Raw genomic sequence first — 14,031 nt, 5'->3', positions numbered from 1 at the left:
CCTGTCGGCTCTCACTGTCGGTTCGCCCTGCGGTCTGTGTACCACAGCCGGGCACGCGTCAGCTCTTTCCCTCCGCGGCGAGGTCGTGCACACTCAGCTCGCCACGGTTGATCGCCGCCGTCATCTGGACGTGGTCGGCGTCGTTGAGATCAGCGTAGGAGATCGAGAACTCCGCCATCGCGTCGGCGAAACCCGCTGTCTCGGACAGATACCGCGCGATGTCGAACCGCGTCGACGTGCGGGCGTGCGCCTGACCGAGTGCCATCCCGCACAGGCGCGCATAGAGTTTCATCGCATCGGGTCCGAGCGCTTCGACGACGACCGACCCCTTGCCGTCGCGGAGCTGGCGCACGTAGAAGTCACGGCGATCGCCGTTCTCGTCGAGTCCCGTCGACCAGCCGAGGAAGAGATCGCTGGCTGCCTGCAGGAGCCGCTGGCCCTCGACGACGCGCTGTCCCTGGTTGTCGAAACCCGATGACGGCACATGATCGGCAAGGACCGACCGCTGTGCCTCCTTGACCTGCAGGAAGAGCGGGTCCTCCAAATTTCTGCCCATCATCAGCACGATCCACGCGCGGGTTCCGACACTGCCCACACCGACGACCTTGAACGCAATGTCGACGAGCGAGAACTGGGCAAGCAGGGTCTGCACATGCAACGGCAGTGTCGCCCGGTAACTGTCGACGCGCTCACGGACCCGTTCCTCGACCACGGCGGCGTCCTCGTCGGTGAAGCGTTCCGTCAGGGGGACCAACAAGGGCGGTTCACTGCGGATGTGCGCGTTGCCATCCGGGTCGATCTCGCAGAGTTTGGCCAGGGCCTGCGCGCTGTTGCGGTGCCGGGCCTTGCGTAATGCCTTCTGCGTCCGCTCGGTCATCGAGGTGTCCAGGCGATCGCCCAGATCCGCGAACATGGACTCGACATCGATTCCGGCGTACCAGCACTCGAGGGTCGTCATCGAGACGCTCCGTCTGATGGTCCGGCGGTACGCCTTCGCCACCGTCTTGGCGATCTTGCGGTTGGTCGTGTCGTCGAACCCGTTGTCACGTCCCGCGATCGCGAAACTCGCGGCCAGTCGTTTCACGTCCCATTCGAAGGGACCGATGTGGGTCTCGTCGAAGTCGTTGAGGTCGAACACCATTCGACGCTCCGGACTGAAGAACAGGCCGAGGTTGCTGAGGTGGGCATCCCCGCACAGCTGGGTGATGATGCCGGTGTCGGGGGTCCGGGACAGGTCGTCGGCCATGACCGCGGCGGCGCCGCGATAGAAGGTGAACGGTGTCGCCGCCATCCGCGCGTGCCGGACGGGGATGAGTTCGGGCACGCGGTTGCGCGCCTGTGCGGCGAGGATCGTCAGCGGGTCGGCACGTTCGCCGCGCGTCGGACAGGCGGCCAGGTCGGCGGGGGTGGTGGTCACCGGGGCTCCTCCCTGTGGAGCGTGTCCCGGGCACCGGTCGGAGCCCGGAGGTGGGCCTCCCGGCGCTACTGGTACGAGACGAACCAGGGTGTCGGCGCGACCGCCATGGTCGTCGCCGGCGAGAACGTCGGCTTGTCCTCCGTGTAGAAATTCTTCCAGCCCATCCACACTCCCGCGGGGAGATCGTGTAGCAATCTGCGCCAGGTCTCCATCTTCACCGGCGGCGTCCCGTGCCCGTCGGCGTGCAGGACCACCTGCAGTTCGGGTCGATCGGTGACGATGTTCTTCCGCTGGGCGAGCATGCCGGCGTCGAACTGGTGGAGCACGAACAGCTTCTGCGGCAGTCCCCGATCGCGTACCAGCCCCGCGAGCCAATCCGACGTGCGGTTGACCTCGTCGGCCTCGACGGACCCGATCTGCGTGAGGTGCACCTGATCCGGCTTGAGACGCCACTCCGGGTCGAGCGCCAACCCGACGTGCGGCAGCGCCAGGAGGTCCGCATACCGCTGGGCTTGCGCCAGGAAGTCCATGCGTCCGGGCTGGAGGTCGAGGGTCACATAGACCCCGGCGCGGCCGGCGGCCTCGACCCAGGGCCGCAGCACTTCCGGGTCGATCATGTTCGTATACCGGGACCCCTCGCCCGGCTCCGACGACGCGACGGTCGCGATGATCTCGAACGCCGGGACCACCGGTTCGGCGCTGACCTGCTGATAGTCGGCGGCCAGTCGCCGGACGCGGTCGATCGACGCCTCGATGCCCTGCCGGCCGAGCGGACCCAACGCCGGCGCATCGGGCGAACCGTACAGCGCGACCATTCGACGGCCCGGGAACACGATCTGCCCACCGCCGGGGAGCTCCGGCGTCCGACGCGCCTGATCGACACGGGCCGCGAACGTCTCGTCGTCGCCGAAGCCGGGACCGACCGCGCGGATCGGGGTCGCCGACGACGCGCCGCTCACCGCAGCGACGGCGTCGGCACCTGCCCTGGGGTCGGGGACGGGCACCTCGACGACGCGCCCCGCAGAACGGGCGGTCAGCATCGCGTCCATCGGGATACCGCGGGCGACCATCACGATCGGCTCGTCCGCGCTCGGGCGCAGGTTGCCGCGCAGGTCCTCGAGGTCGATCGACCTGCGGTTGTCGAGCCCGTCGATCTCGCCGACGCGGACCGCCCGCTGGACACCGAGCCGCCGCAACTCCTCATCGACGCTGTGCGCGGTCTCCGGGCGCACGGTGAGCACCGGGACGTGCTTTTCACCGGCGGCCGTTGCGACGCGCTGCCGGGTTTCGGGATCGTCGAGGGCACCCGGCCCGAGGAGGATCGCCTCGTCGGATCGGGAGTAGAACTCGCGGCTGACGAGGACCGAATCCGGTTCCGCGCCGGTCAGAACGGCGGCACCCGGCCGTGGGTCGGCGAACGCCAGGACCCGGTCGGTTTCGGCCTGCCCCGCCGATGCGCTGATGAAGAGCCCAACCATCACGCAGACGATCGACGCCCCGATCATCCGAATCGTCACCAGTGCATTCCTCCCGTCCTCGGCTCCGCTCGACCAGGGGTCGGATGGGTCTCGACCAGCGTTGGCGCAGACGGTCGCCCAACGTATCAGCGGCAGCACGTCCCTACGACCTCCGGCAAGCACCCGTCCTCGGCCCACACCGTCGTGACCGGCACCGACCGGCGGGCATGTGACCTGGTTCACGAGCGGTGTCGGACCGCGTTGTAGCGTGTGTGCCGTGGACTATTGGGGTGTGATGGTCGGGTTGGGTCTTCTCGCGTCGGCGTTCGGTGCGGCTGCATTCGTGCGCTACCGCGAACGGGAGTCCACAACCCTGCAACGACAAACAGCACTGGCGCGCGAGCTGCGCGAGCTCGCAGGCGATGACGAGGTCCGACTGGCAGCGGTGGACGAGTTCTCGCTCACCATCTATCAGCGTCTCTTCTACGCATCGGTGGTGGCGCCGTGGATTCGCTCGGCGGCCTGGGCCCTGCTGGGTGCAGTCCTCGCCGCCGCGGGAGCAGTCGCGGTCGGGCCGCTGGACGGCGTGTACGCCACCGTGGTCCACATCGTCACGATCGCGGCCTCGGCGATCTTCATCCTGGCCGCACTCGTCTTCACCGGCATCGCGCTGTACCACTCGGCGTCGACCCCGCGTGTCTCCTTCCGCGATTCCTACGCCGACGACGACGCGGGCGTGTCCACGCCCGCTGCCGAGGTGGCCGACAAGAAGACCGGCGAGCCGGCGGGCGACTGACGCCTTCGTCGAAGAGCCACCGAGACAGTCGAATACAACGGACCCCGCCGGTGGCGGGGTCCGTTGCTGTGAGAGGCCCCGATTGAGGGCTCATCCGGTTGATCAGGCGGACTGCGCCTGCCACATCCAGTGCAGCTGTTCGAGTTTCGACGCGAACGAGATGAGCAGATCCTGCGTCACCGGGTCGGCTTCCTCGGTCACCTCGATGCGCTCGCGGAGACCGGCGATGACCGCCTTCAGGTTCGCCACGACGGCGTCGACGACCTCGGTGTCCTTGGTCCAGCCTTCGCCGAAGCCCTTGGTGTTGGCGGTCTTGGCCACGGTCTCGGCACGGCCGTCCGGACTGACGCCGATGGCGGTCGCGCGCTCGGCGGCGGCGTCGGTGAACTCACGGGCCACGGTGACGAGCTCGTCGAGGTCGAGATGCACCGACCGGAACTGCTTGCCGACGACGTTCCAGTGGGCCTGCTTGGCGATCAGGGTGAGGTCGATGAGGTCGACCAGGGTGTCCTGCAGGGCCTTACCGGCCACGGACTGCTGCTCGTCGGTGAGGGTGCTGGTGATGGGGGTGGTCATGATCAAGAGCGTCCTTTCTTGTCATATCTGGGGTGCTACCGCAGGGCTGTGTCGGACAGAGTTCTACGCCCCGTCGGATGGAAGAAACGACTGGTTCTGGTGGGCGACGCGTCAGACGGTGACGGTGACCTTCTGCTCGATGTTGCCGCGGGTGGCCTTGGAGTACGGGCAGAACTCATGCGCCTTGTTCGCAAGCTCCTGTGCCTTCGCCTCGTCGACGCCGGGGATCGAGACATCGATCGCCACGGTCAGTCCGAAGCCACCGTCGGCGGGGTCTTTGCCGATGCCGACAGTCACGTTGACGGTGGAGTCGTCGGGCACCGGGCTTCCTGCCGCCTTCGACGTCGCTCGGAGTGCTCCGAGGAAGCACGCCGCGTAGCCGGCCGAGAAGAGCTCCTCCGGGTTGGAACCGTCGCCGCTGCCACCCATCTCCTTCGGCGGTTGGAGGTCGAGGTCGATCTGGCCCGAGGCCGAGACCACCTCACCGTCGCGTCCTCCGCCGGATGCCTTGGACGAAATGGTGTACACGGGTTCGATTGCCATCGGAGATCCTCCTGGGTTCAGGTGGGTGGATGTTCAGCTGCGTAGAACCAACGTTCTTTCCAACCGGCCTGTACCCGTATTCATTCCGACCAAACCGCCTGGTGGCGGGCGTTACAAACCGGCCGTGGAGTGTCGGCAGCGATACGACACTCCACGGTGTCAGCGACCGCGCAGCATGCGGGTCGGCTTCATCCGGGTCGACTCCGGCAGCCAGATGTTGACCGACCGGCGCGCGGTGAGCAGGGCGGCGATCACCAGCAGTACGAACTGCACCCAGCTGATGACGACCATCGTCGACGAGATGTCGGGATAGCGGAAGAGGAGGTCGACGCCCACCGGGATGCAGAGGAGGTGGACCACCACGGCAGCGAGGAAGAAGTTGCGGCAGTGGCGGCTGTGGTGGGTCACCGCGGCCACGAGGAGGAGGTACTCGATCACCAGCACCACAACGATCATGACCAGCATGAACGGCGGGAAGAATCCGGCGAGCGTCTCGACCTGGTCCTCCGGTGCGGAGTTGGCCGGGTCGGTCACGACCCCCTCGAGGAGGCGCTGCCGCAGGTCGTCGGTGATGGTGCTCAGGTTGAAGAAGCCGTATACCGCCAGGACCAGTCCGATGACCGCCGCACCCCACCAGACGACGCGGGCGTGGAGTGCCAGGGCCGCGGGCGGGCTGCCCGGGTCGGCCGGCCGCGGCGGGTAGAGCGCCGCCTGGTCGCGGTCGCGCGACGATCGTTCCAACTCGGCGAGATCTTCGGCGTCGAGTTCTGCCTGAGTCGGGATGCGTTCGGGGTCCCGATCGTGGGGGTCCCCCGGCCCGTGCGGATCGGTCATCCTTCGATCCTGCCATCCGGGCCACCGGTACGAACAGGGCCCGCCGGAGCGATGCCGGCGGACCCTGTCTGCGGTTCGGGTGGTCCTGCGTCGAGTGGATCCGCGTCGAGTGGTTCTGCGCTTCGACTACTTCCGGAACTCGCCGAGGACGAACTCCATGCCGGGCAGGAAGGTGCCGAGCATCGGGACCACGTGGTTGACGATCGACTTGGTCAGGATCGGCGGCGTCGGGTTCGTGACGAACCGGACGTCGGCGCCCTGGGCCCGCCAGTCCGCGGCGAGCTGCGCAACCTGGCCATACGGGATCACGTCGTCGTGGAGGCCACCTTCGAGGAAGACGGGAGCGTTCGGCTTCAGCCGACCGATGCGCTGTTCGCCGACGACCTTCTGCACCACCGGCGACCGTGCGATCACCGAGGAGAGCGTCTCGCCGGTGCGGGTCCAGTTCTTCGTCTGCTGGAAACCGAAGGCGGGGATGATGTCGCCGATGCAGCTGGTCGAGATGTGCTTCAGCGCAGCCTTTCCGGAGGAGTTGGTCTCCCGCTGCACGACGTCGGCGACCAGCGGGTACCGCTGGGTGAGGCCGTTGATGGCGAAGCCGATGGCCCCGGCAATGGTGCTCCCGTCGATGGCCGGGATGACCTTCGCCAGGTCGGCTGGCGGCGCACCGGCGTAACTGGCACGGACGTTCAGTTCCGGTGCGTAGGTCGCGGCGAGTTCGGCCGCCGAAGCGGCCGCGCCACCGCCCTGCGAGTAGCCGGCGAATCCCACCGGCGCGTCGGCCGGGGCTCCCGACGCGCGCAACGCCGCCCGGGCGCCGTCGAGCATGGCGTGGCCGGTCTCCGAGCGGTTGACGTAGGTGTGGATTCCCGGGGTGCCCATGCCGATGTAGTCGGTGACGAACACCCGAACACCGTTGAGCAGCATGTAGAACATCTCCGGCGCGGTGTAGTTGACGCCGATGCTGGGCTTGGTGATGTCGATCGACATCGGCAGGCTCATCAGCTTCGACGCCGCGCACTGGTCACCCTGACCGATGGTGCCCGGGCCGACGACGACGGTCGGGCGCGGACCCTTCCCGGCCCACGGCGCGGTCGGCTCGACGACGGTGCCGGTGACCGCCGCGGGCTTTCCGTCCTGGTAGGTCGAGGTGTACATGACCTTGCGGGCCGTACCCGGCCACTGTCCGGGAGCACCTGGGATCTGCAGGAGCAGCGGGATCTGCTGACTCCGGATCACCGAGCCGGGCTCGGTGGCGAAGGATGCCGGCGGTGTGTAGAAATCGGCCGCAGTCGCGTCCGGCGCCGGACTCATCACGGCAGCCGCACAAGCAGCTGCCACCGCACCCGCAATCGTGGTCTTTCGCAGGCGTGACCTGCGGCGCCACCCCACGCTCATTCCCGACTTCAGCTTCATGGGCGAGTAACCTACCCCACAGTAAGTTGAGTCAGGTGACTGGGTCGGCAGCGGCCGGTGCCTTGTGATCAGGGATGGGTGCAGCCAGGCCGCGCGGTGGCACCTCATCGCCCGGGCCGGGTGCGACGATCGGCGAAACAAGAACTAACAACGCCTTTTTGTCATCCATTAGGGAATAACGTTACAAATCCGTTATAGAGGGATTTGAGTGTGACGTGATAGTGCGAAATTTAGCGTCGTTTACCTTCTCTGACGCACCGTTGACCAATACCATTGGCTGCAGATTCAGCCCGCATTGCGGTGATTCCGACAATCGAGCACAGGTTGCCTCTCGGAATCGATGAACCAATCGACCAGAGGTGTGACATGAACAAGAAAGCTCGTAACGGGATAATTGCCGCCGTCGCGGCCGTCCTGCTCTTACTCGGCGGCCTCGGAACTTTTGCGCTCTGGAGCGACACTGAGACCACCGACTCCGGTGACGTCCAGACCGGCACACTGGATCTGGAAGCAGTGAATGCCGGTCAGTGGCAGGATATCTCGAATCCCACCACTCCGGTCACCATTGATCCGGTCACGTTCCGGATGGTGCCGGGCGATGTTCTCCAGTACACCGCCAGCTACCTCGTGTCCGCCGACGGAGACAATCTGGCGGCGCGGATCACGACGACCAATCAGGGTCAGAATGTGATACCTGCGGCCCTGATTCCGCACGTCACAATCACGAACATCGCCACCTTCGACGGCGAGGCCATCCCCTCCAATCTGATCACCGAAGAAGACAACGGCAAGACCGTCGACGTCACGGTCACCGTCAACTTCAGCCGGGACACACCGGGTCAGGTCGGCATCAACGAGACCATCAACCTCTCTCAACTGCAGGTGACACTGCAGCAGGAACGCGCCTAGGCCTCGATTCGCCGACCTCACGCCCGAAATGAGGCGTCACCTTCTCGGTCCCGTTGCCGGGTCAGCCGTTCTCGTCGCAGTGGTGATTCTCATCGCCGCATCGGTGCGGTCGACCGGCGCCTACTGGACCGACACGGCATCCGCGGCCCCCGGTCAAGTCACCACCGGCCGACTGTCGTTGTCGACGGGGTCGGGTTCCGGTAGCACGTACACGTTCCCCGAACTCACCGGCGCGCGACTGATCCCAGGCCAGTTCAAACAGGCGCCACTCGTCATAGTGAACACCGGGACGACCCGCCTGCAGTATCGGCTCACCTCTGCCGGGCCCCAACCGTCGACGGCGTCGACGGTTGGGGTGACACTCGCCGGGGCGGTCGGCGGAACCTGCACCGCCACATCAGCGCTCGGGTCGGTCAGTGCATTCGCCACGCTGTCCGCGATCACCGGACCGACCGCGGTGACGTCGACGTTCCGAACGCTGAACCCCGGCGCTCAGGAGACCTGGTGCATCCGGAGCACGTTGAACACGGTGACCGGCACCCAGCCGGCGACCTACACCCACACCTTCGTCTTCCGAGCGGAACAGTTATGAGCGCCAACCCAACCCGTATGAGGGACACCCACACGGCCGGCCGGTCCACCGACGAATCCGAGCGCACCGGCCCCTGGTGGTGGGTCTCGACGATCGTGACGTGGATGCTCCTGATCATCACCACGGCCTTCGTCCTCGCGCTCATCGTCGTACCGTTCCTCGGTAGTGCGCAGCCGTATACCGTGCTGACCGAATCCATGCGCCCGACCTACCCGCCCGGAACCCTGGTGGTCGCCCGCGACGGGGATATGAACCGGCTGGCCACCGGAGAGGTCGTCACTTACCAACTCCGGTCGGGCGAACCGGAGGTCGTGACGCATCGGATCATCGCGTCGGGAATGAACAGCGACGGTACGCGCACCTATATCACCAAGGGGGACAACAATCCTCGGGCCGACGCCGCACCGGTCAAACCCGAACAGATCCGCGGCACCGTGTGGTATTCGATCCCCTATCTCGGATACGTCAACAACTGGCTGACCGGTGACACCCGGGTTCTGGTCGTGTCCGTTCTCGCCGGCGCCCTCGGGGTGTACGCCTTGTTCCAACTCATCGGCGCGGTGGTCGAGGTCAGGCGTGCACGTGCGAGGCCTAATCCATGACCGACGTGGTGCGCCGGGTCTCCACCGTCCTGCGGTCGACGCGGGTTCGAGCGGTGCTCGCCTGCGGCATCGTCTTCGGGCTCGGAACCGTCGGCACGATGGCCGCGTGGTCGGCCACCAACACCACCACATCGGGCACGTTCACCACGGGTTCGGTCGATCTGTGGCTCAACAACGTCAATGCGACGACAACTGCACCGCTGGCGCTGAATCTCGGAACAGGCGTTCTCCCCGGGCAATCGCGAGCGGTGATGATCAATGTCCAGAACCGCGGGCCGTCGGCGGCGATGTACACGACGACGATCCGGGGGGCCACCGAGGGCGCACGGGCAATGACCCTGTCGGTGGCCGTCGGGGGTTCGGTGAGCGGTAACACCTGCACGGCGTCACCGGTCCTGACCGGACAGGCCATCACCGCCTCGGCCACACCGATCCTCGGGAACCGCGGGGAACTGGCCGCCACCACCGGCACCGACCCCCTGTGCATGCAGCTCACGCTGCCGACCGCAGCCGCCAATACCCTGCAGAGCGCACCGGTCACCGTGGTCGTGACGTTCACCGGAACGGCGGTGGCAGGTGTCTGACCATGAGACGCCACGGAGCCGGGCGACGCGGATCGCCGACGTCGCGCTCAGTGTGTCCGCCGTGGCCGGAGTCGTCTGCATCCTGGTCGCCCTGGCGGCGTTGATCTTCGGCGTCACACCGCTCGTGTTCCGCTCCGGTTCGATGGCCCCGGCGATACCGACCGGTTCCCTGGCGGTGGCCCGCACGGTACCGGCGACGGAGATCGTGCCCGGCGACGTCGTGAGTGTGTTCGCGGACAACGGGAATCGGATCACACATCGCGTGGAATCGGTCGGTGAACCCACCGGCAACTCCGTGCCGCTCGTTCTGAAGGGCGACGCCAACGACGTCGCCGACGCGGCCCCTTACGTGGTCACCGACGTCGAACGTGTACTCCTCGACGCACCCTACCTCGGCTATCTCATCGCGTGGTCGTCGACGCCCACTGCTCTGGCAGCCGGGATCATCTTGGCTGCAACGCTTCTCGTGGTGACATTCCGGCCGCGGCGCCGCGTGCCGCGAGGCGACACGCCCGATGGTCCCGACCCGGCGAACACTCCGATCGGCCCCGCCCGACCCGACGGGCCACGGCACGCGCTCGGTGAATGGCGGACGGGCGCACCGGTTGTCGCCCTCACACTCGCGGCCGTCCTCACTTTCGCGGAACCGTCACCCGCGCGCGCCGCGTTCACCGACACGACCGCAGGTCAGGTCACCCTGACGATGGGCACGGCCCCGAGGATCGCGTCGCTCACATGCACCACTGAGGGCAACATCTTCGAGATCAATACCGCGATTCTCACGTGGCCCGTCGTGGGAGCGGACTATCGCTACCGCCTCGCCTATCGCGGGTTGACAGGAATCAACCTCGGAACATACGAGGTCCCCGCTCAGGCTTCCGGAACTCTCACGCTTCGCCTCACTCCTGCTGTGCTCACCGGGCTGCCGCCGATCCTCATCTTCAACGTCGTCGTGTACACCCTCGTCGGCACCAACTGGATCTCGGTGGATGGCTTGACCCGGCGTATCGACAAGACCGCAGCTCAGTCACGCTGCGACACCTCCGGAACCGTGACCACCGCGGGGACGGCCGCCACGGCGCGGGGCGCTCAATCGACTAGTCCGACTCCTTCGTTCGCCGGCCCCTCCGTATCCGACTCGACCACACCGGACGACCCATCCAGCTCGACTCGTGAATCCCCCCAAGTCGGGCCATCGACAAGTACGACGCCCGGTAGACCGGAAGTCACCGAATCGCCCAGCGAGCACGAACAACCATCCACGACAACCGAACCCACGACCGCGGCCCCGGCCGCCGCCGAGCCCGAACCCGATGCATCGGCGTCCAGCTCGACGTCTGCCTCCCCTCGCGGTTATGACGTGCCGGAGAGCTGACCGTCACCGACCGCCCGGAGCGATCTTGAGCATCCGCCCGACGGTCGCCTGCCACAGGGTCCCATCCGCGGTGATGGTGCCGGTGAGTTCGAGAGGTTCGTCGATCGGCGCGTGCCCGAGATGGCGGGTCTCGACGCGGCGTCCGGTCGTGAAATCCGTTGCGATGTAGTCCACGGGCCCCAACTGCTGCGGTAGCCCCGCCATCAGCGGGCCGTATCCGAGGGCATGGATCAGGCCGTCCGCGCGCGAGAGCTTGGGCAGCGTCGCGATCCGGTCGGAGTTCTCCCAGACCCGCTCGCACCCGCCGTCGTCGACGTCGATGCGGGTCATGCCGCCGACGAACGGGGCGTCCGCGGGCACCGCGGGGCCGTTGACCGCCATCGGCGGATACTGGTAACCGTACGTGCTGGGGATGACGAGCGAATTCCCCCAGGCCATCGGCGAGTTCTCCGTACCCGGCCCCGATCGGCCGAAGGCGCGGATGCGGCACACCTCGGACCCGTCGTCACTGCGGAAGACCCGAAGGTCCGGCCGGTCGGCGTTGTCGACGATCCCGACCCACCCATCCCCACCGGGTCCGAAATACGTTGGCGTGGTGCCCGATCCCCAGGTTAGCTGACCGGGTTTGCGCCCCGGACCACGGTCATATCCGCGGCGCCAGACGACCTTCGGCGCGGCTCCGGGTTCGGCGCGCATCTCGTAGAGCGCATGGGTCGTGAGGATCGACGCGCCCGATCGTCTGATGGAGAGGCCGTTGCCGAGCGCCTCCCCTGTCGGCAGTCGCGTCGATCGGACCCGCTTGTCCCCGTCCACCGTCCCCACCACCCCGCGCGTCGTTGCGAACCAGATCCGGCCGTCGAAATCCGGAGCGAGACCGGTGATCGCATCACCGGCCGGGATGTGGTCCGAGACATCGACGCGGTCATCGACGTAGACCCGCCAGCCCGATGCCGTCTTCCGGTGCGCCACACGGAGAACCGAACCGGATCCGTCGGCGACGACAACACGGTCGCGGTCGTCGAGGTAGCCGTACACGCCGCCGAGCAGGCCACCCTTCGTCAGCTGCGTCGACGCCAGCGGTTGCGCCGTGCGGGGATCGAACAGGACCACCGTCGGCGCCGCGAACGCCGGCGGCGCCACCGCGACGAACTGTGTGCACAGCGCGACCGGCATCCCGTCGCGGCCGACGAAGGTCGCCGCGCAGGCACCGCCGGGGATCGACGACGCGGCGAGTCGCGCACCGCGTCCCGGCCCTCGATGCCCGGTTGTGTCGGTGGACGCCAGGTCTCCGTGCATCAGCGAGGTGTCCGACGGGCCGAGGCCGGTTGGCGGCGAGTCAGGCTGGGCTGCTGCGGGATACGCAACGGCCACGGACGCGACCAGCGCGAGGGCGACCATCCACAGCCGGGTTCGCTTCATGGGTGGTCAAGCTACCGGGACGAACCGAAGTGCGGAAGGGTTGCGCGCGCACTGTAACCCTCGATGCCCGAGGTGCGAGGAGCGCCGGCGACGTGCACCGAAGTCCTGGTGGAGTCAGATCACCAGACCGAGCGCCAGCACGACGACCAGGCCGCTCACCGAGAGCAGGGTCTCCATCATCGACCAGGTCTTGAAGGTCTGGCCGACGGTCATGCCGAAGTACTCCTTGACCAACCAGAAGCCGGCATCGTTGACGTGCGACAGGAAGACCGAGCCGGCACCGATCGCGAGAACGACCAGCGAGACCTCACCCGAGCTCAATCCGTCGACGAGTCCGAGCATCAGCGACGACGCGGTGATCGTCGCGACGGTCGCGGAGCCGGTGGCCAGGCGGATCAGCGCGGCGAGCACCCAGGCGAGGACGAGGATCGGGACGTTCGCGCCGGTGGCCCAGTCGGCCAGGAGCGTGCCGATTCCCGTGTCGACGAGGACTTGCTTGAAACCGCCGCCGGCGGAGACGATCAGCAGGATGCCGGCGATGGCGGGCAACGCCGCACCGGTGCACTTCGAGATCGTCTCGCGGTCCATCCCCGAGCCGCGGCCGAGGGTGAACATCGCGACGACGACGGCGATGAGCAGGGCGATCAGCGGCGTACCGAGGATGTCGAGAACGCGACGCAGGAGCTGGTCCTCGTCGGAGATGAAGATCTCGGCGAGCGCCTTGCCCAGCATCAGGACGACCGGCAGCAGGACGCTGAACATGGTGACGGCGAAGGAGGGCCTCTTGGTGGTCGGACCGTCGTCGGGGTCGACGTCGAAGGTGTGTGGCGCCTCGACCGTCACCCACTTTCCGGCGACGGTGGCGAACAGCGGGCCCGAGACGATGATCGTCGGGATCGCCACGCCCACACCGAGTGCGAGGGTGAGGCCGAGGTCGGCGCCGAGGGCGTCGATCGCCACGAGCGGGCCCGGGTGCGGTGGCACGAAGCCGTGCATGGCCGAGAGGCCTGCCAGCGCGGGGATGCCGATCGGGATCAGCCCCAGGCCCGAGCGTCTGGCCACCAGATAGATCACCGGCATCAGGAGGACGAGGCCGATCTCGAAGAACATCGGCAGACCGATGATCGCGCCGACGAGCGCCATCGCCCACGGCAGCATCCGTGGGGAGGCATGGCCGACGATCGTGTCCACGATCTCGTCGGCGCCCCCGGAATCGGCGAGGAGTTTCGCGAACATCGCACCGAGAGCGATCAGGATGCCGACACCGGCTGCGGTCGAACCGAATCCGGTGGTGAACGAATCCAGCACCGTCGGGATCGACTCCCCCGCGACGATGCCGACCGTGGCACCGCCGCCGACCAGCGCGAGGAACGGGTGGACCTTGGCGACGGTGATCGCGATGACGATGACCGCGATACCGGTCAGCGCCGCGACGACGAGCTGCCAGCCCGGCGCGACCGGCTCGGGCAGATCCGCACTCGCGGCGAGGATCGTGGTGGTCGACGACATGT

The 14,031-nt window shown here is 67.3% G+C and carries 14 protein-coding genes; 6 read left to right on the top strand and 8 right to left on the bottom strand.

What is annotated here, in order from left to right; genetic code table 11:
* Nucleotides 1–58 precede the first annotated feature (58 nt).
* The gene (locus PWF70_RS02220; RefSeq protein ID WP_006359007.1) at nt 59–1,417 is read right to left on the bottom strand and encodes a DUF2252 domain-containing protein; all 1,359 of its coding nucleotides are present in this window, start codon (nt 1,415–1,417) and stop codon (nt 59–61) included.
* A gap of 65 nt (nt 1,418–1,482) precedes the next feature.
* On the bottom strand, nt 1,483–2,934 hold the full coding sequence (locus PWF70_RS02215) for a hypothetical protein (protein WP_035754703.1): 1,452 nt from the start codon (nt 2,932–2,934) through the stop codon (nt 1,483–1,485).
* Nucleotides 2,935–3,142: 208 nt separating this feature from the next.
* On the opposite strand from PWF70_RS02215, the gene PWF70_RS02210 reads away from it, so the two are divergent.
* Nucleotides 3,143–3,670 carry a hypothetical protein gene (locus PWF70_RS02210; protein ID WP_035754768.1) on the top strand — a complete coding sequence of 176 codons (528 nt, stop codon included), beginning with the start codon at nt 3,143–3,145 and terminating at the stop codon, nt 3,668–3,670.
* 102 nt (nt 3,671–3,772) lie between these two features.
* Here the strand turns inward: PWF70_RS02210 and PWF70_RS02205 are convergent, their stop codons facing one another.
* From PWF70_RS02205 to PWF70_RS02190, 4 genes are all read right to left on the bottom strand, one after another.
* Complete coding sequence (locus PWF70_RS02205; RefSeq protein WP_006359004.1) at nt 3,773–4,246, bottom strand: Dps family protein; 474 nt, start codon at nt 4,244–4,246, stop codon at nt 3,773–3,775.
* A 111-nt stretch (nt 4,247–4,357) separates the two neighbouring features.
* Nucleotides 4,358–4,789: an organic hydroperoxide resistance protein gene (locus PWF70_RS02200; RefSeq protein ID WP_035754701.1), complete on the bottom strand. Its 432-nt coding sequence runs from the start codon at nt 4,787–4,789 to the stop codon at nt 4,358–4,360.
* A 159-nt stretch (nt 4,790–4,948) separates the two neighbouring features.
* A complete protein-coding gene (locus PWF70_RS02195) occupies nt 4,949–5,623 on the bottom strand; it encodes a hypothetical protein (protein WP_006359002.1) in 675 nt (224 codons plus the stop codon).
* A 126-nt stretch (nt 5,624–5,749) separates the two neighbouring features.
* Nucleotides 5,750–7,039 carry a lipase family protein gene (locus PWF70_RS02190; protein ID WP_042378172.1) on the bottom strand — a complete coding sequence of 430 codons (1,290 nt, stop codon included), beginning with the start codon at nt 7,037–7,039 and terminating at the stop codon, nt 5,750–5,752.
* 273 nt (nt 7,040–7,312) lie between these two features.
* Between PWF70_RS02190 and PWF70_RS02185 the strand changes: the two genes are divergently transcribed.
* From PWF70_RS02185 to PWF70_RS02165, 5 genes are all read left to right on the top strand, one after another.
* Nucleotides 7,313–7,948, top strand: coding sequence for an alternate-type signal peptide domain-containing protein (locus tag PWF70_RS02185; RefSeq protein ID WP_286352822.1), 636 nt, complete (start codon nt 7,313–7,315; stop codon nt 7,946–7,948).
* A gap of 82 nt (nt 7,949–8,030) precedes the next feature.
* Entirely contained in the window at nt 8,031–8,540 is a 510-nt protein-coding gene (locus tag PWF70_RS02180; RefSeq protein WP_155224962.1) for a hypothetical protein, read from the top strand.
* Between the two features lie 17 nt (nt 8,541–8,557).
* On the top strand, nt 8,558–9,142 hold the full coding sequence (locus PWF70_RS02175) for a signal peptidase I (RefSeq protein WP_196222024.1): 585 nt from the start codon (nt 8,558–8,560) through the stop codon (nt 9,140–9,142).
* The gene (locus PWF70_RS02170; protein ID WP_155224960.1) at nt 9,139–9,726 is read left to right on the top strand and encodes a SipW-dependent-type signal peptide-containing protein; all 588 of its coding nucleotides are present in this window, start codon (nt 9,139–9,141) and stop codon (nt 9,724–9,726) included. Before PWF70_RS02175 ends, PWF70_RS02170 begins: the two co-directional genes overlap by 4 nt.
* The gene (locus PWF70_RS02165; protein WP_155224959.1) at nt 9,719–11,101 is read left to right on the top strand and encodes a signal peptidase I; all 1,383 of its coding nucleotides are present in this window, start codon (nt 9,719–9,721) and stop codon (nt 11,099–11,101) included. Before PWF70_RS02170 ends, PWF70_RS02165 begins: the two co-directional genes overlap by 8 nt.
* 3 nt (nt 11,102–11,104) lie before the next feature.
* Here the strand turns inward: PWF70_RS02165 and PWF70_RS02160 are convergent, their stop codons facing one another.
* Together PWF70_RS02160 and PWF70_RS02155 are read right to left on the bottom strand one after the other, a co-directional pair.
* Entirely contained in the window at nt 11,105–12,520 is a 1,416-nt protein-coding gene (locus tag PWF70_RS02160; protein ID WP_230461886.1) for a hypothetical protein, read from the bottom strand.
* Between the two features lie 114 nt (nt 12,521–12,634).
* Entirely contained in the window at nt 12,635–14,029 is a 1,395-nt protein-coding gene (locus PWF70_RS02155) for a GntP family permease (RefSeq protein WP_035754699.1), read from the bottom strand.
* Between the last annotated feature and the right edge of the window lie 2 nt (nt 14,030–14,031).

The sequence above is a fragment of the Gordonia sp. Swx-4 genome (assembly GCF_030316175.1).
GTDB lineage: Bacteria > Actinomycetota > Actinomycetes > Mycobacteriales > Mycobacteriaceae > Gordonia > Gordonia alkanivorans.
Note: the sequence above shows the minus strand (reverse complement) of the source record. Positions and strands in the feature narration are given on the sequence as shown.